This window comes from Arthrobacter sp. BI5 (genome assembly GCF_056680065.1).
This window is the reverse complement of the sequence record NZ_CM155264.1, coordinates 2,107,121-2,123,423: the sequence shown is the minus strand read 5'-3', so window position 1 is coordinate 2,123,423 and position 16,303 is coordinate 2,107,121. Positions and strand designations below refer to the sequence as shown.

Here is a 16,303-nt window from a genome sequence, read left to right as displayed (position 1 = left end):
GCAACCCGCCGGGCCGGGCCCCGCTAAAAAGCCGGGGCCCGGACCGGGCATGCCCATCGGGGTTTTCCCAGTTTCGGCCTCTAAAATAGGGAATTCCCGCTCGCTAAGGAAGGCACCACCCGTGGTTCGACCCCGTGACAACCGTGCAGACGGAACCGGCCCCCCGGTTCGGTCAAACGCGGCATCCCGGCACGCGGACGACGCGTCCGTCGGCCCGGCCCGCCACCTGGGCACCGTCCGGCGGATTCCCGGATGGCTGAAAGCCACCACGATCATTCTCTCGGTCCTGCTCGTGGGGGTTATCGCCTTCGGCGCCTACTGGGTCTTCCGGCTGCAGGGAAACATCACCACGCAGGCCCTCGGCGCGGGCAACAGCCGGACCGAGAGCGCCCCGGACGACGCCACCGGGCGGATGCAGATCCTGATCCTGGGCACCGACACCCGCGACGGCAAGAACTCGCAGTACGGCAGCAAGGATGACTCGTCCGGATACGGCCACTCCGACGTCATGATGCTGATGGACATCTCCGCGGACAACAAACGCGTCAGCGTGATCAGCTTCCCGCGCGACCTCCTGGTCGACCTTCCCAAGTGCAAGGATCCGAAAACCAACAAGCAGTACCCGGCCCAGGACGGCGTCATGATCAATGCCGCGATGACCGAGGCGGGCATCGGCTGCGCCGTGGACACCGTTAACAAGCTCACCGGCTTGGAGATCGACCACTTTATGATGGCTGACTTCAACGCCGTCAAGGAACTCTCCAACGCCGTCGGCGGCGTGGACGTCTGCATCAGCGACGCGGTCTTCGACCCGGACTCCGGCCTGCGGCTGCCCAAGGGTACCTCCAAGGTCAAGGGCGAGCAGGCGCTTTCCTTTGTCCGCACGCGGCATGCCTTCGGCGACGGCAGTGACCTGGGCCGGATCAAGGCCCAGCAGGGGTTCCTCTCGTCACTGGTCCGCAAGATCAAGGACGACGGCACCCTGTCCAACCCGGCGCGGATGCTGACCATCGCGGACGCGATTACCAAGAACCTGACCATCGACGACGGCCTGGCCTCGGTGCCGACGCTGCTGACGGTCGGGAACCGGTTGAAGAACATCGACGTCGGCAAGGTGGCGTTCGTAGCCGCGCCGACCGAACCGGCCGTGTCGGACGAGAACCGCCTGCAGCTGGCCGAACCCGCCGCCTCCCAGCTGTTCGCGGCGCTGCGCAAGGACATCGACCTGACCGACCCGACCGCAAAACCGTCGGCCACCCCGGCCGCGACCGCCGGCGCGTCGGCCAGTGCCACGCCGACTGCCAGCACCGCGCCGCCCGCCCCGGCGTACGACAAGGCGCTGCAGCCCGTTGCCGTGGCCAACGGCTCGGGCAACCCCGCGCGGTCCCAGGAAGTCCTGACAGCTCTCAAGGCCGGCGGCTTCACCCAGACCAGCGCGTTCGATGCTGCGGCGGTGGCGTCCACGGCTGTCTACTATGGCGCGGATTCCGCCGACGTCGCGGCCGACGTCGCCGCGCTGCTGGGTATCCCGGCGAAGCAGGTGCTCCCGGCCGCTGGCGTCACCGGCGTCCAGGTGTATTTGGGCAGCGACTACAAGTCCGGCGCCAAGCAGGCCGACGCTCCGGTGTCGCTGCCGCCGGACATCGTCAACCAGACTGCCGGCGACACCGTCTGCCAGCAGGCGAACCCGGCGCTGGTCGTGCCCTAGGACGACCGGGGCAGACGCGAGGGGCTGGCCGGAAGGCCGGCCCCTCGCGTTGTTTAGCCGCTGCGGCGCGGAGTTGTCTTATACCCCCGGGGGTATTATTGTTGGAGGTAGGCGAGGGAGGATGACCTCCCGGCGCACCACGCCCGTCCAACGAATGAGAGCCCCATGCTTATTGAGCGCATTTACGACGAAGACCTTGCCCAGGCGAGCTATTTCATTGGTTGCCAGGCCAAGGGCGAGGCGCTGGTGGTTGATCCCCGGCGTGATATTGCCGTGTACCGGGATCTTGCTGCCGCGAACGGGATGAAGATCGTCGCGGTGACCGAGACGCACATCCACGCGGACTTCCTGTCCGGGACCCGGGAACTGGCTGCCGCGACCGGCGCTGCGGCGTATGTTTCGGGCGAGGGCGGAGCGGACTGGCAGTACGGGTTCGACGCCGGGCGGCTGAACGACAACGATGAGATCAAGCTGGGCAACATCACGGTCAAGGCCCTCCACACTCCCGGGCACACCCCGGAGCACCTGTCCTTTTTGATCACCGACGGCGCGTTCGCCGACGCCCCGGGCTACCTGCTTTCGGGCGACTTCGTCTTCTCCGGCGACCTGGGCCGCCCGGACCTGCTGGACGAGGCTGCCGGCGGGGTTGATACCCGTTTCGCCGGCGCGAAGCAGCTCTTCGCGAGCCTGCGCGATAAGTTCCTGACCCTGCCGGACCACGTCCAGGTCCACCCCGGCCACGGCGCCGGCAGCGCCTGCGGCAAGGCCCTGGGCGCGATCCCGTCCTCCACGGTCGGCTACGAACGCCTCTACGCCTGGTGGGGCCCGTACCTGGCCGCGAACGACGAGCAGGGCTTCATCGATGAACTCCTCGACGGCCAGCCCGACGCGCACGCCTACTTCGCCCGGATGAAGCGTGAAAACCGGGAGGGCCCGGCCGTGATGGGCGAACGCGCACCCCTGGCCGAACTCGCCAGCGCCGACGTCGCCGCCGACCTCGCCGCGGACAAGGTCATCTTCGTGGACACCCGCCCGAACAACGAGGTCCACGAAGGCACCGTCACCGGCTCCGTGAACGTCCCGGCCGGCAAATCCACCGCCAGCTTCGGCGCCTGGGTCGTGAACCCGGAAACCGACACCAACCCGCTGGTGCTCCTGGCCCCGGACCAGGCCGCCGCGCAGGACATGTGGGACCACCTGGTCCGCGTCGGCATCGACAAGGTCGCCGGCTACGTCACCGGCCTCGAAGGCCTGCCCGTCTCAGTGCCGAAGCTGATCCAGCCCGAGGAACTCGACGGTTTCGACGCAGCGATCGTCCTGGACGTCCGCAACCGCACCGAGCACTCCGCCGGGCACATCCCCGGCTCCTACCAGCTCAGCGGCGGCCGCGTCATGTGGCACCTGGACGAACTCCCCGCCGAGGGCACCATCGTGTCCTACTGCCAAAGCGGCGTCCGGAACTCCGTCGCGGCCAGCGCCCTGCGCCGCGCCGGCTACGACGTCGTCGAACTCGACGGCAGCTACGCCGCGTGGAACGCACAACAGCAGTCGGCCCAGCAGGCCAAGGAAACCGTCCCGGCCAGCTAACACCGGCAAATATCCACAACAGCGGCGGGCCGGGGGAATTGAACTGCTCCCCGAAAGTTGAACTGAGAATTCAGTTCTGACTTTCGGGGAGCAGTTTTATGCATGGAAGAAGTTCGTTGTCCGAGGGGCAGCGCGAGGCCGCGGTAGCGTTGTTTGAGGCAGGCTGGGGAGACAGGGCTGTGGCGAACTGGCTCGGGGTTAGCAGAAAGCCGATCGGTCGTTTGCTTGACCGTTGGCGAGTGCGTGGAGGATCGACACTGGTGTATAAACCAACGAAGCGAGTGTTTACGTTCGAGTTCAAGCTCGATGTTGTTCGGCGGGATCTTGCCGGCGAGAACCGGGTGGCTCTCGCGAAGGAATTGGGGTTGTCTTCCCCGGTGCTGATTCGTAGGTGGACGCAGCTTTACCGGGAGCAGGGCGAAGACGGGCTTCGTCCGAGGGCCAAGGGCCGCCCGAAGGGAAGTCCGGGCACTGCCGGCACGCCCGAATCAGAGCTCCAGCGCCTGCGCCGTGAGAACGAGCGCCTGCGCGCCGAGGTTGCCTTCCTGGGAAAAGTGCAGGCCTTGAGAAACGAGGAACGGCGGTAATCGTCCGCGCCGTTATCGCTCTCAAGGCTGACCACCGCCTCGAGCTGCTCCTGGACGTTGCCGGGTTGGCCCGGTCGACGTTCTTCTATCACCAGGCACGTCTGCAAGAACCTGATCCTCAGGAGCTCCTCAAGGCCGAGGTCACTGACATCTTCGAGAAGAACCATGGCCGATATGGGCACCGCCGCATCCACAGTGAGCTGCTCAAGCAAGGGTGGACGGTTGCGAAGAAGACCGTGTTGAAGGTGATGCGCGTCCTCGGGCTGGTCTGCAAGGTCCGGCGGAAGAAGCGCTACAACTCCTACAAAGGTGAACAGGGCCGGGTTGCCCCTAATCTCCTGAACCGCGAGTTTGACGCCACAGCCCCGAACCAGAAGTGGGTGACTGATGTGACCGAATTCAGCGTCGGTGACCAGAAGCTCTACCTTTCCCCGGTCATGGACCTCTTTGATCGGCAGATCATCTCCTACACCATTGGCACATCCCCCAACCTGGCGCTCACCAACACTTCTCTGCAGCAAGCCCTGACCTGTCTTCACCCTGGCCAGCAACCGCTGGTGCATTCGGATCAGGGATTCCAATACCAGCACATCTCCTGGCGTGGGCTCCTTGAGGGCGCTGGCGCCGTGCAGTCAATGTCCCGCAAGGCCAACTGCTACGACAACGCGGTAATGGAGAATTTCTTCGGCCATCTCAAGGAAGAACTCTTCCACCGGGTCCGGTTCCTCAGCACTGATGCACTGGCAACGGCCCTGCACGAGTACCTCCGCTGGTACAACAACGACCGAATCTCGACAAAGCTAAAGGGCCTGAGCCCGGTGCAATACCGAGCCCAGGCCCTCGCGGCTTAGGATCTTACTTGGCCAGTCCAACTTTCGGGGACCAGTTCAAATCACCCCCGGCCCGCCGCTGTGGTGTGTGGTCCCGGTTACCGCCGCCAGGTGTTGGGCGGCACCCGCGCACCGGCTACCAGATGCTGACGCGTTCCTCCGGCGCGAGCCACATCCCGTCCTGCTCCGCGGTTCCGAAGGCCGTATGGAAGGCGTCGAGGTTTTTGGCGATGGTGTTGGTCCGGAACTCGTTGGGGGAGTGCGGATCCGTGGCGAGCCGGCGGATGGCCTCCTCGCTGCGGATGACCTGCCGCCAGCTCGCGGCCCAGGAGGCGAAGAAGCGCTGGGCGCCGGTGAGTCCGTCCAGGACCGGCGGCTCCTGCCCGCCGAGGCTGATCAGGTACGCCTTGTAGGCAATGGTCAGGCCGCCGAGGTCGCCGATGTTCTCACCGAGGGTCAGCTTGCCGTTGACGTGGTGGCCGGCGGCTTCGGCCGGGGAGAGGGCGTCGAACTGGGCCACCAGCTTGGAGGTCAGTGCCTCGAACGCGGTCCGGTCCGCCTCGGTCCACCAGTTCCGGAGCAGGCCGCTGCCGTCGTACTGGGAGCCCTGGTCATCGAAGCCGTGGCCGATCTCGTGGCCGATCACGGCGCCGATGCCGCCGTAGTTCACGGCGTCGTCGGCGTCGGCGGTGAAGAACGGCGGCTGCAGGATGGCGGCCGGGAACACAATCTCGTTCAGCAGCGGGTGGTAGTAGGCGTTCACCGTCTGCGGCGTCATCAGCCACTTCTCCCGGTCCACGGGCTTGCCCACCTCGTCCAGGTGCCGGTCGACGTCGGCGCTGTGCGCGCGCTCCACGTTCCCCAGCAGGTCCGCCTCGTCGATCACCACCGCGGAGTAGTCGATCCACTTGTCCGGGTAGCCGATCTTGGCCCGGAAGGAATCCAGCTTCTTCAAGGCCTCCACCTTGGTCTCTTCGCCCATCCAGGCCAGCCCGGTGATGGATTCGCGGTACGCCTCAATCAGGTTGCCGACCAGCGAACGCATGTGCTCCTTGTGGCTTTCCGGGAAGTGCCGGGCGACGTAGATCTGCCCCACTGCCTCGCCGAGGGCCGCTTCGACGACGGCGACGCCGCGCTTCCAGCGGTCCCGGTTGCGGGGCGTGCCGCTCAGGGTGGTGCCGTAGAAGGCGAAATTGGCGTCCACGAACGTGGCCGACAGGTACGGTGCGGCCGCGCTGACCACCCGCATGGCGAGCCATTCCTGCCAGGTGGCCAGCGGCAGGGACTCCAGCAGTGCCGCTGCGCCGGCGAAGAAGTCCGGGGTGCTGACGACCAGTTCGGCGCGCTTCTCCGGCGCGATGGCGGCGGCATCGAACCAGTCCGGGAGCAGCGGGAACAGCTCCGAGACTTCCCCGGCTGATTTCAGGTTGTACGTCTTCTGCGGATTCCGCAGCGTGACCTTGTCCCAGTGGTGTGAGGCAAGGGAGGTCTCCAGGTCCACCACCCGGCCGGCCGCGGCCTCCGCGTCGGCGACGCCGGCCAGGCCGAACATGGTGCGGACATGCTCACGGTAGGCCTGGACCATTGGCGCGAACTTCTCGTCCCGGTAGTAGGACTCATCCGGCAGGCCCAGGCCCCCTTGGCCGGTGTAGAGCAGGATCCGGTCCGGGTTGCCCGCATCCGGGGCCGGATAAATATAGAAGAGCCCGGAGACGTCCGCGCGGAACAGCCGTCCGGCCAGGCGGACCAGCTCGGCCGCGGATCCGGTGGCGAACACCTCGGCCAGCCGCTCCCGGATCGGCTCCGCGCCCTTGGCCTGCACGGCCGCCTCGTCCATGAAGCTGTTGTACAGGTCGCCGATCTTGCGTTCGATGCCGGTGGCTGCCTCGCCGCGGCCGGCATCCAGGATGATCTCCTTGACCGCCAGTTCCGAACCGTCGCGCAGCGCCGTGAAAGTGCCCTCCAGGGGCCGGTCGTCCGGGATGGCCGTGCTCTTCAGCCAGCCGCCGTTGAAGTGCCGGTACAGGTCGTCCTGGGGGCGGACGCCGTCGTCAATGGTGGACTTGTCGATCCCGGAAAGCGGCACTGATGCTCCTTTGAGTGGGGAGGCTGGACCGGGCCTGGTGCCGGTACAGCGTCTGCATGGTGGACGTTACGGAGGTATGGCTCCTTCATCTTACGCACCCGTGTTACTGTGAAAATGTGCGCGCAGAACTGCTTCTTCTTAGCTGCCGCGGCGGGGCCTCAGACGCGATCTAGCGCAAGGCCAAACCTCGCTGCGGAGTTTGTGTTGCCCGGCCACCCTTTCACCAGGAATCACAGAAAAGGCCCCGATAGTAATGCGAAACGCACAGCAGCCCTCAGGAATGCCCGTCCACCGCTACGTCCCGTTCCAGGACCTGATCACGGTCGAACTGCCGGACCGCACCTGGCCTGACAAGGTCATCACCAAGGCCCCGCGCTGGTGCGCGGTTGACCTGCGTGACGGCAACCAGGCCCTGATCGACCCGATGAGCCCGGCCCGCAAGATGAAGATGTTCGATCTGCTGGTCCGGATGGGCTACAAGGAGATCGAGGTCGGCTTCCCCTCCGCCTCGCAGACCGACTTCGACTTCGTCCGCCAGCTGATCGAGGGCAACCACATTCCGGACGACGTCACGATCCAGGTCCTGACCCAGGCCCGGGAGCACCTGATCGAGCGGACCTACGAGTCCCTGGTCGGCGCCAAGCAGGCCATCGTGCACCTGTACAACTCGACGTCGGTCCTGCAGCGCCGTGTGGTGTTCAACCAGGACGAGGACGGCATCCTCGACATCGCCCTGCAGGGCGCCCGGCTGTGCAAGAAGTACGAGGAAACCCTCGAGGACACTCACATCACCTACGAGTACTCACCGGAGTCCTTCACCGGCACCGAACTCGCCTACGCCGTGCGCGTCTGCAACGCCGTCGCGGACGTCTTCGAGGCCTCCGCCGACCGCCAGGTGATCATCAACCTGCCGGCCACGGTCGAGATGGCCACCCCCAATGTGTACGCCGATTCCATCGAGTGGATGAGCCGGCACCTGCACCCGCGGGAGGGCATCATCCTCTCGCTGCACCCGCACAACGACCGCGGCACCGGCGTGGCGGCCGCCGAACTGGGTTACCTGGCCGGGGCGGACCGGATCGAAGGCTGCCTGTTCGGCAACGGCGAGCGGACCGGCAACGTCGACCTGGTCACCCTTGGCCTGAACATGTTCGTGCAGGGCATCGATCCGATGATCGACTTTTCCGACATCGACGACGTCCGCCGCACGGTCGAGTACTGCAACCAGTTGCCCGTCGCCGAGCGTTCACCTTACGGCGGGGACCTCGTGTTCACGGCCTTCTCCGGTTCGCACCAGGACGCCATCAAGAAGGGCCTGGAGGCGCTGGAGAAGGACGCCGCGGCCGCCGGCAAGGACGTGGCCGACTACGCCTGGCAGGTCCCCTACCTGCCGGTCGATCCCAAGGACCTCGGCCGCAGCTACGAAGCCGTCATCCGGGTCAACTCGCAGTCCGGCAAGGGCGGGGTTGCCTACCTGCTCAAGAACGAGCACAACCTGGACCTGCCGCGCCGCGCGCAGATCGAGTTCTCCGGCGTCATCCAGCGCCGCACGGACATGGTGGGCGGCGAAGTCAGCGGCGCCCAGCTGTGGCAGCTGTTCCAGGACGAGTACCTGCCTTCCGCCGCTGCCGAAGCCCAGTGGGGCCGCTACGCACTCGGTGCGGTCAGCACCGAATCGGACGAGGACGGGACCATGACGCTCACCGCGGCACTCAAGGTGGACGGCAAGCCGTTGCGCCGCACCGGAACCGGAAACGGCCCGATCGCGGCCCTGCTGAGCATCCTGCGGGAGGACGGTGTCGACGTCCGCGTGCTGGACTACAGCGAGCACGCCCTGTCCGAGGGCGGCAGCGCGCAGGCCGCGGCCTACGTCGAATGCGCCGTGGGCGAGCGGGTCCTGTGGGGCGTCGGGATCGACGCCAACACGTCCATGGCCTCGCTGAAGGCCGTCATTTCCGCCGTCAACCGCGCCATCCGGGACGCCCGCGCCATCCGGGACGCCCGCGCCTAAGCGGCGCCCAACGGCAGACGCCGCGCCGCCGGGGTTTTCCGGCGGCGCGGCGGTGTCTGCCGGCCGTACTGGTTTTCCCAATGGCGGCTGTTGCCCAAAGTCAGTGCGAAGATTAACTGTGGCCCAACCTTCCTCCTTTGCTGCGCGTGCGTACCGCGACGACGCCGTGGTCCTGCGCACCCACAAGCTGGGCGAGGCGGACCGCATCATCACCTTGCTGACCAAGCACCACGGCCAGGTCCGTGCCGTCGCCAAGGGCGTCCGCCGCACGTCCAGCCGGTTTGGTGCGCGGCTGGAGCCGTTTATGGTCGCGGACCTGCAGCTCATCTCGGGGCGCACCCTGGACGTGGTGACACAGGCCGTCGCCAAGGGCGCCTACGGCTCCAGCATCGCCGCCGACTACGGCCGCTACACCGTCGCCGCCGCGATGACCGAAACCGCCGAGAAGCTCACCGACGTCGACGGCGAGGCGGGAACCGCGCAGTACAACCTGCTGGTCGGGGCGCTGGCCTCGCTGAGCCGCGGCGATCACGCCCCCGAACTCATCCTGGATTCCTACCTGCTGCGGGCGCTGTCCACCGGCGGCTGGGCACCCAGCTTCACCGACTGCGCCCGCTGCGGCGCGCCGGGGCCGCACACCGCGTTTTCCGCCCCGCTGGGCGGCATGGTCTGCGCGCAGTGCCGGCCGCCGGGTTCGCCGGCTCCGGCCGGGGAGACCGTGTTGCTGCTGGGGGCGCTGTTGACCGGTGACTGGGGGGCGGCGGACGCCTCCGCCCCGGTCCATCGCCGTGAGGCTGCCGGCATGGTGGCCAGCTACCTGCAGTGGCATCTGGAACGTGTCCTGAAATCCCTCAAACATGTGGAGCGAACCTGACCGTGGCCCTAGGCAAAAAGACCCCAGCCAAGAATCCGGTGCGCCGGCGCAGCGCCGACGTGGTCGCGCCGTATCCGCACCCCTCCGGGGCGGTGCCGCCCGCGATCCCGGCGGAGTTCATTCCCCGGCACGTCGCGATCGTGATGGACGGCAACGGCCGCTGGGCCAACCAGCGGGGCCTGCCGCGGATCGAGGGCCACAAGGCGGGGGAGCCGGCGCTGCTGGATGTGATGGCCGGGGCCATTGAACTCGGCATCGAGCACGTGAGCGTCTACGCCTTCTCCACCGAAAACTGGCGCCGCTCGCCCGAGGAAGTCCGCTTCCTGATGGGATTTAACAAGGATGTGCTGCGCCGGCAGCGGAACCAGCTCGACGAGTGGGGCGTCAGGATCCGCTGGTCCGGCCGGCGGCCCAAACTCTGGGGCTCGGTGATCCGGGAACTCGAAGAGGCCGAGGAATACACCCGCGGTAACAGCACCTGCACCCTGAACATGTGTGTTAACTACGGCGGGCGGGCGGAAATCACCGACGCCGTCTCCGCCATCGCCGAGGAAGTGGCCGCAGGCCGGCTCAAGCCCGGTGCCATCACCGAACGCACCATCCAGAAGTACCTGGACGAGCCGGACCTGCCCGACGTCGACCTGTTCCTGCGCAGCTCCGGGGAGCAGCGGCTGTCCAACTTCATGCTCTGGCAGTCCGCCTACGCAGAGTTTGTCTTCCTCGACACGCTGTGGCCCGACGTGGACCGGCGCACATTGTGGGACGCCGTCGAGATCTATGCCCAGCGGGACCGCCGTTACGGCGGTGCGGTGGACGCGGCTGCTCCCGCCGGCGGCGCCTGACTCACCGCCCGCCCGGCACGGGCAGCTTTCGCCTGGGGGGTCAGCCGGGGTAGAGGCTCAACCAGAGCAGAAGATCGTGGTAGGCCTCCTGCCGTACCGCGGGCCGGGAGAGGAAAACGTCGTGGATGGCCCCCGGGTAGCGGAAGACGGCAGCCCGGCGGCCCAGCCCCAGCGCCCGCCGCGCAGTTTCCTCGACGTCGATCACGGCGTCGACGTCCGTGAGCGCCTCCGAGAATTCGGCCTGGATGTGGGTGCGGCCGGACAGCATCACCAGCACCGGCGAGGTAATGTCCAGCCGCCGCTGGACGGCCGCGTGGCCGGCCAGGACCGCCTTCGTCCAGCCCGGCCGAATCGGGAACGACGCCCGGGGCCGCCATTGCGGATCCACGTCCCATTCGCCGTGCGCGGAGCCGCTCACACTGTCCCAGTAGCCGGGCATGCTGGGCAGCAGCAGCGGCCGCCGCGGGTCGGTGCGGGCCAGCGGTTCTACCAACTGCATGGCGATGTTCCGGATCAGGCTGCTGCCCTGCAGTTCCAGCCACGGTGCGTTCAGCACCAGCGTGCCCAGTGCTCCCGGGTTCCGGTCCGCCCACAGGGCCGCGACGAGGCCGCCGAGGGAGTGCGCGAGCAGGTGCACCGTGGGCGTCCCGGCGCTGCCCGTCCGGGACGCCACATCGGACCTAACAGCGGCAAACGCGGCGGCGAGGTCCTCGTCATAGACCGCCAGGTCGGTGGTGTAACCGGGGGTCTGCCAGCTGCGCAGGCTGCGCCCGAACTTCCGCAGGTCCAGGGCGTAGAAATGGAAGCCGGCGGCCGCGATCTGCTCGGCGAGTTCGGCCTGCAGGAAATAATCGGCCCAGCCGTGCAGGTAGAGGACCACTTTCTCCGGCGCCCGGCTCCCGAAAGTGTCCGGGGCCTCTGCAGCGGCACCGTCCGGCGGGCCGGACTCCGTACAGCCCGCCGGACCGGCCGCTGCGGCGTGCCGGACCAGGGTGGCAACGACGGGTCCTTCATCGTCCGGCAGCAGCGGCAGCTCCAGGGACTCGAACCGGCGCCCCAGCACATCCGGGCGCCACCGCAGTGTCTCCGCCGGAAGCATCACGCGGAACCGCCGTCGTCCAGGACGTAGGCCCGGATCCAGCGGGCCAGCCGGGCATAGGCGTCCGCGCGGACCCGCGGCGCGGACAGGAAAACGTCGTGCAGGGCGCCGTCGATCCGCTCCAGCGTCACCGTGCGCCCCAGGCTCAGGGCGCGCAACGCAATCGTGTTCACATCGAGCACCGCGTCGGTGCGCCGCATGGACTCCTTCCAGAACATGCCGTTGGCGCTGGCACCGGAAATCATCACCAGGATGGGCACGTCGATGTTGAGCCCCCGGGCCACCCGGGACTGGCCGGCAAGCACGGCGCTGAGCCAGCCTGCCCGCACCGGGAAGGCCCGCGGCGGCCGGTAGTTGTCGTCCAGGACCCATTCGCCTTCGGCGGCGCTGCTGATGCTGCGCCAGTAGAAGGCACGCTCCGGCAGCCGGATCACGGACTCGGGCCGGAAGCGGGCCAGCGGCTCCACCATGGTCCGCGCGGCCCGGCGGACCGCCGGGCTGCCGTGCATCTCCAGCCAGGGGCTGTCGAGGACCAGCGACGCGGCGGCCCGCGGGTGCCGGCTCGCCCACAGGGCCGCGATGAGGCCGCCGGTGGAATGTCCCATCAGCGTCACCGGCGGGGGAGGGGACCCCTGGGGGCCCAGGGACTCGATGATGCCGATCGCAGCGGTGATCTCGGCGTCGTAGTCGGCCAGGTCCGCCACGTAGCCGCCGTGTGTGCCGGGCCGCAGGCTCCTGCCGTGGTTGTGCATGTCCAGGGCGAAAAAGCCGAAACCCTGGCCGGTCCAGAACTCCGCGAGCTCCTCGTTGAAGAAGTAGTCGCTCCAGCCGTGCAGGAAGAGCACTGCCCGCCGCGGAGCCGGGCCGGAGCCGGCTGAAGGGAGGTGCCGGACCAGGGTCGCGGTCCGCTCCACCCCGTCCGGGCCGGCGGCCTGGAACGCGCAGGCCGCGAAGTCCTGGCCCAGGATGTCGGTCTGCCAGTCCATCTGGTCCCTCCCGTTCTCTCGGTTCATCCGCCGGTTCATTGGTTGGCCCCGCCGGTTACAGGGCCGAAGCGGCGGCGCGGCCGGCCGTGCGCCCCGAGAACAGGCACCCGCCCAGGAAGGTGCCTTCCAGGGCGCGGTAGCCGTGGATGCCGCCGCCGCCGAATCCGGCCGCTTCACCGGCGGCATACAGCCCGGCCACCGGAGAGCCGGCGTCGTCCAGGACCCGGGAGTGCAGGTCGGTCTGGATCCCGCCGAGGCTCTTGCGGGTCAGCACGGAGAGCCGCACCGCCAGCAGCGGCCCGTGCCGGGGGTCCAGCATCCGGTGCGGCGGGGCTACCCGCATGATTTTGTCCGTGGCGAAGCGGCGGGCGGCGCGGATGGCCGCGAGCTGCGGGTCCTTGCCCAGCCCGCTCGCGAACTGGCGGTCCCGGGACCGGATCAGCCGGTCCAGCTCGGCGGCGTCGATCAGCGGCGTGCCGGCAAGCGCGTTCATCTTCGCGGCCAGCTCCGTGGGGCTGCCGGCCTGCAGGAAGTCCACGCCCCGGTCCAGGAAGCGCTGCAGCGGGCTGTCCCCGGACCGCTTGAGGCGGCCGGCGAGCAGGCGGACGTCCTTGCCGGTCAGGTCCGGGTTCTGCTCGGAGCCGGAGAGCGCGAACTCCTTCAGCGCGATGGCCTTGTTCAGCACAAACCAGGAGTGGGTGTGGCCGGTGCCAAGGATGTGCCGCAGCGCGCCGAGCGAGTCGAAGCCCGGGAACAACGGTGCCGGGAGCATCCTGCCGGTGGCGTCGAGCCAGAGCGCCGAGGGCCCGGGCAGGATCCGGATGCCGTGCTGCGGCCAGACCGGATCGTAGTTGTGGATGCCTTCCGGGTAGTGCCACATCCGGTCGCCGTTGATCAGCCGGCCGCCGGCGCGGTCCACCGCGGCGAGGAATTCCCCATCCACAGAGGCCGGCACACCGCTCAGCATGGCCGCGGGGGCGCCGCCGCCGGGCCACTGCCGCCGCACCGCGCCGTGGTTGCCGCCGATCCCGCCACTGGTGACCACGACGGACCCGGCGACCGCTTCAAAGGAGCCGGTGACGCTCCGGGCTGACTGCTCGCCGCGGCCGGCGGCGCTGGGTTCCAAAACCTCGCCGCGGACGCCGCTGAGCCGGCCCGCCGTCGTCGCCAATTCGGTCGCCCGGTGCCGGAAGTGGAAGGAAACCCGCCCGGCGGCCACACCCTCGCGCAGCTTCGCGAGAAACGGAGCCACGAGTGCAGGGCCGGTGCCCCAGACGACGTGGAAGCGCGGCACCGTGTTGCCGTGGCCGTCAGGGCCGTAGCCGCCCCGTTCGGCCCATTGCACCAGTGGAAACAGCCCGACGCCGAGCGAGGCGAGCCAGGCGCGTTTCTCGCCGGCGGCGAAATCCACGTAGGCCTCAGCCCACCGGCGGGCAAGGTCGTCCTCCGGGCGGTCGAAGGCGGCGGAGGACAGCCAGTCGGCGAGGGCCAGGTCCGCACTGTCCCGGACGCCCAGCCGGCGCTGCTCCGGGGTGTTAACCAGGAACAGGCCACCGAAGGACCAGTGCGCCTGGCCGCCGGCCGAAGCCTCCGGCTCCTGCTCCAGCAACGCCACCCGCCGGCCCGCCGTGTAGGCCTCCGCCGCGGCCACTAGCCCGGCGAGTCCGGCGCCGACCACCACGACGTCGGCCTCGATCCGGGCGCCGGGCGCCGCGCCGGAGCCCCCGCCGGGCACGCTGCTGTGGACTGCATCCTCGCTGGTCATGGCTTCATGCTAGCGCCCGGCGGGGTGCGGTTTTGTCCGGTGCGGTTCCCCTGTTTTGGTTTGCGCGGCCGGAACCGGAAAACTAGGGGCATGCGCGTATATCCCACCTTCTTCCGGCTCGCCTTCTCCTGGATGGACGCCGAGCGCGCCCACAAGATCGGCTTCCTGGGCATCCGGCTGGCCAACCGCTGCGGCGCCGGACGGGCCCTGCAGCGCTTCACCGCCCCCGCGGCGTCGCTGCGGACCGAGGCCTTCGGCCTGACCTTTCCCTCGCCGTTCGGGCTCGCCGCCGGCTTCGACAAGGAAGGCCACGGCATCGAAGCACTGACCGACCTCGGCTTCGGCCACGTCGAGGTGGGCACCATCACCGGCCAGGCCCAGCCCGGCAACCCGGCACCGCGGCTGTTCCGCCTGATCGCGGACCGCGCCGTGATCAACCGGATGGGCTTCAACAACGACGGCGCCGCCGCGGTGGCGCCCCGGCTCCGCTCCGCCCGGGCAGCCCTGCAACGCCGCTACCCGGGCGTCCGCCCGGTCATCGGCGTCAATATCGGCAAGAGCAAGGTCGTGGAGCTCGAGGACGCGGTGGCGGACTACCTGATCAGCGCCCGCAGCCTGGCCCCCGCCGCCGACTACCTGGTGGTCAACGTCAGTTCCCCGAACACCCCGGGGCTGCGCCTGCTGCAGGACGTCGACACGCTGCGGCCGCTGCTGGCCGCCGTGGGGGAGGCGGCGGACAGCGCGGCCGGCCGGCACGTGCCGCTGCTGGTCAAGATCGCCCCGGACCTCAGCGACGAGGACATCGACGACGTCGCCCGGCTGGCCTTGGACCTCAAGCTGGACGGCATCATCGCCACCAACACCACCATTGCCCGCACCGGCCTGGTCTCCAGCCCGGAACAGGTCGAAGCCTGCGGCGCCGGCGGACTCTCCGGTGCGCCGCTGCGCAAACGCTCGCTGGAAGTGCTGGCCCGGCTCAAGGCCGCCACGGGCGGTGCGATCACGCTGGTCTCGGTGGGCGGGGTCGAATCCGGCCAGGACGTCCGGGACCGGCTCGAGGCCGGCGCCACCCTGGTGCAGGGCTACACCGCGTTCCTCTACGAGGGCCCCTTCTGGGCGGCGCGGATCAACCGCGAGCTGGCGAATCGGCCCGTCCGGCCCTGACCGGAACTTCCGCGCGCGGCGGACCGGCCGGTCCGGACGGCGCGCACAGGTCCCGGACGCGCAAAAGCCCCGGCAGTCCAACTGCCGGGGGCTTTTTGCTGGCCGGATTCAGGCGGGGAATTCGCCGCGCTTGACCTGCGGCTTGGGCAGGCGGAGGCGGCGGAACTGCAGGGAGCGCATCGAGCCATACCAGACCGTGCCACGCTCGACCTCGCCGAACTTCTCCGCAAGGCGCTTCTTGAGCTTCCGGGACAGAATGAACACGTCCACGAAGACGGCCAGGAACATCACCCAGAAACCACCCAGGACATAAATCATCTGTTCGCTGCTCGCCGGGACCAGCAGGGAGATCACAACGAAAACGAGGGCGCCGAACATCAGGTACTCGCCGAGGCTGAACCGGGCGTCCACATAGTCGCGGGCGAAGCGCTTCTGCGGGCCCTTGTCCCGCAGCGGCAGGAACTTCTCGTCACCGGTATCCATGGCCTGGCGCATCTTGAGCCGCTGGTCCGCGATGGCGGTGCGCTCGGCGGCCCTGGAGGCCTTGCGGTCCTCCGGCACCAGGGGCCGCTTGCGGGCCGCCACCTGCGCGCTGCGCTTGGGCGTGGGTGCGCCCTTGCCGATTGCGGCGTCCCGGGCTGCTGCCTCGGCCACCTGCTGGTCAACTACGTCCTGCGCCGAGGGCGCTTCCTTTTTACGTCCAAACACCCCTACAGAATACCTTGCGGCAGGTGGCCCGAGACCCAGCCCACACCGGGGCCCTA

13 protein-coding genes are annotated in these 16,303 nt (G+C 68.6%); 8 read left to right on the top strand and 5 right to left on the bottom strand.

Annotated elements, in window-relative coordinates; genetic code table 11:
- Nucleotides 1–121: 121 nt before the first annotated feature.
- The 4 genes from AC1MED_RS09625 to AC1MED_RS09610 all read left to right on the top strand — a co-directional run bounded on the left by AC1MED_RS09625 (nt 122) and on the right by AC1MED_RS09610 (nt 4,733).
- The gene (locus tag AC1MED_RS09625) at nt 122–1,708 is read left to right on the top strand and encodes an LCP family protein (RefSeq protein WP_479783119.1); all 1,587 of its coding nucleotides are present in this window, start codon (nt 122–124) and stop codon (nt 1,706–1,708) included.
- A 165-nt stretch (nt 1,709–1,873) separates the two neighbouring features.
- Nucleotides 1,874–3,295 (top strand): MBL fold metallo-hydrolase, encoded by a 1,422-nt coding sequence (locus tag AC1MED_RS09620; RefSeq protein ID WP_479783118.1) that lies wholly within the window; start codon nt 1,874–1,876, stop codon nt 3,293–3,295.
- A 260-nt stretch (nt 3,296–3,555) separates the two neighbouring features.
- A complete protein-coding gene (locus AC1MED_RS09615) occupies nt 3,556–3,882 on the top strand; it encodes a helix-turn-helix domain-containing protein (protein ID WP_479783117.1) in 327 nt (108 codons plus the stop codon).
- Nucleotides 3,882–4,733: an IS3 family transposase gene (locus AC1MED_RS09610; protein ID WP_479786536.1), complete on the top strand. Its 852-nt coding sequence runs from the start codon at nt 3,882–3,884 to the stop codon at nt 4,731–4,733. The genes AC1MED_RS09615 and AC1MED_RS09610 overlap by 1 nt, the downstream gene beginning before the upstream one ends.
- Before the next feature lie 115 nt (nt 4,734–4,848).
- Here AC1MED_RS09610 and AC1MED_RS09605 read toward each other — a convergent pair whose 3' ends face one another.
- The gene (locus AC1MED_RS09605; RefSeq protein WP_479783116.1) at nt 4,849–6,798 is read right to left on the bottom strand and encodes a M13 family metallopeptidase; all 1,950 of its coding nucleotides are present in this window, start codon (nt 6,796–6,798) and stop codon (nt 4,849–4,851) included.
- A 253-nt stretch (nt 6,799–7,051) separates the two neighbouring features.
- Here AC1MED_RS09605 and leuA point away from each other — a divergent pair, with 253 nt between their 5' ends.
- The 3 genes from leuA to AC1MED_RS09590 all read left to right on the top strand — a co-directional run bounded on the left by leuA (nt 7,052) and on the right by AC1MED_RS09590 (nt 10,525).
- On the top strand, nt 7,052–8,809 hold the full coding sequence (gene leuA / locus AC1MED_RS09600) for a 2-isopropylmalate synthase (protein WP_479783115.1): 1,758 nt from the start codon (nt 7,052–7,054) through the stop codon (nt 8,807–8,809).
- A 118-nt stretch (nt 8,810–8,927) separates the two neighbouring features.
- A complete protein-coding gene (gene recO / locus AC1MED_RS09595; RefSeq protein WP_479783114.1) occupies nt 8,928–9,683 on the top strand; it encodes a DNA repair protein RecO in 756 nt (251 codons plus the stop codon).
- 2 nt (nt 9,684–9,685) lie between these two features.
- The gene (locus AC1MED_RS09590) at nt 9,686–10,525 is read left to right on the top strand and encodes an isoprenyl transferase (RefSeq protein WP_346958042.1); all 840 of its coding nucleotides are present in this window, start codon (nt 9,686–9,688) and stop codon (nt 10,523–10,525) included.
- Nucleotides 10,526–10,565: 40 nt separating this feature from the next.
- Here AC1MED_RS09590 and AC1MED_RS09585 read toward each other — a convergent pair whose 3' ends face one another.
- The 3 genes from AC1MED_RS09585 to AC1MED_RS09575 are packed head-to-tail and all read right to left on the bottom strand — an operon-like array spanning nt 10,566 to nt 14,375.
- Complete coding sequence (locus AC1MED_RS09585; protein ID WP_479786640.1) at nt 10,566–11,624, bottom strand: alpha/beta hydrolase; 1,059 nt, start codon at nt 11,622–11,624, stop codon at nt 10,566–10,568.
- On the bottom strand, nt 11,624–12,610 hold the full coding sequence (locus AC1MED_RS09580) for an alpha/beta hydrolase (protein ID WP_346958331.1): 987 nt from the start codon (nt 12,608–12,610) through the stop codon (nt 11,624–11,626). Before AC1MED_RS09580 ends, AC1MED_RS09585 begins: the two co-directional genes overlap by 1 nt.
- Before the next feature lie 55 nt (nt 12,611–12,665).
- Nucleotides 12,666–14,375, bottom strand: a complete 1,710-nt coding sequence (locus AC1MED_RS09575) for an FAD-binding dehydrogenase (RefSeq protein ID WP_479783112.1) — start codon at nt 14,373–14,375, stop codon at nt 12,666–12,668.
- 90 nt (nt 14,376–14,465) lie between these two features.
- Between AC1MED_RS09575 and AC1MED_RS09570 the strand changes: the two genes are divergently transcribed.
- On the top strand, nt 14,466–15,539 hold the full coding sequence (locus AC1MED_RS09570) for a quinone-dependent dihydroorotate dehydrogenase (RefSeq protein ID WP_479783111.1): 1,074 nt from the start codon (nt 14,466–14,468) through the stop codon (nt 15,537–15,539).
- A 108-nt stretch (nt 15,540–15,647) separates the two neighbouring features.
- On the opposite strand, the gene AC1MED_RS09565 is transcribed toward AC1MED_RS09570, so the two are convergent.
- Entirely contained in the window at nt 15,648–16,247 is a 600-nt protein-coding gene (locus AC1MED_RS09565) for a DUF3043 domain-containing protein (protein ID WP_346958045.1), read from the bottom strand.
- Nucleotides 16,248–16,303: the final 56 nt, after the last annotated feature.

Excerpts from the sequence above, each read along its gene's own strand:
- AC1MED_RS09620 (WP_479783118.1), top strand. The coding sequence starts at position 1,874 with ATGCTTATTGAGCGCATTTACGACGAAGACCTTGCCCAGGCGAGCTAT.
- leuA (WP_479783115.1), top strand. The coding sequence starts at position 7,052 with ATGCGAAACGCACAGCAGCCCTCAGGAATGCCCGTCCACCGCTACGTC.
- AC1MED_RS09585 (WP_479786640.1), bottom strand. The coding sequence starts at position 11,624 with ATGCTTCCGGCGGAGACACTGCGGTGGCGCCCGGATGTGCTGGGGCGC.
- AC1MED_RS09580 (WP_346958331.1), bottom strand. The coding sequence starts at position 12,610 with ATGGACTGGCAGACCGACATCCTGGGCCAGGACTTCGCGGCCTGCGCG.
- AC1MED_RS09575 (WP_479783112.1), bottom strand. The coding sequence starts at position 14,375 with ATGACCAGCGAGGATGCAGTCCACAGCAGCGTGCCCGGCGGGGGCTCC.
- AC1MED_RS09570 (WP_479783111.1), top strand. The coding sequence starts at position 14,466 with ATGCGCGTATATCCCACCTTCTTCCGGCTCGCCTTCTCCTGGATGGAC.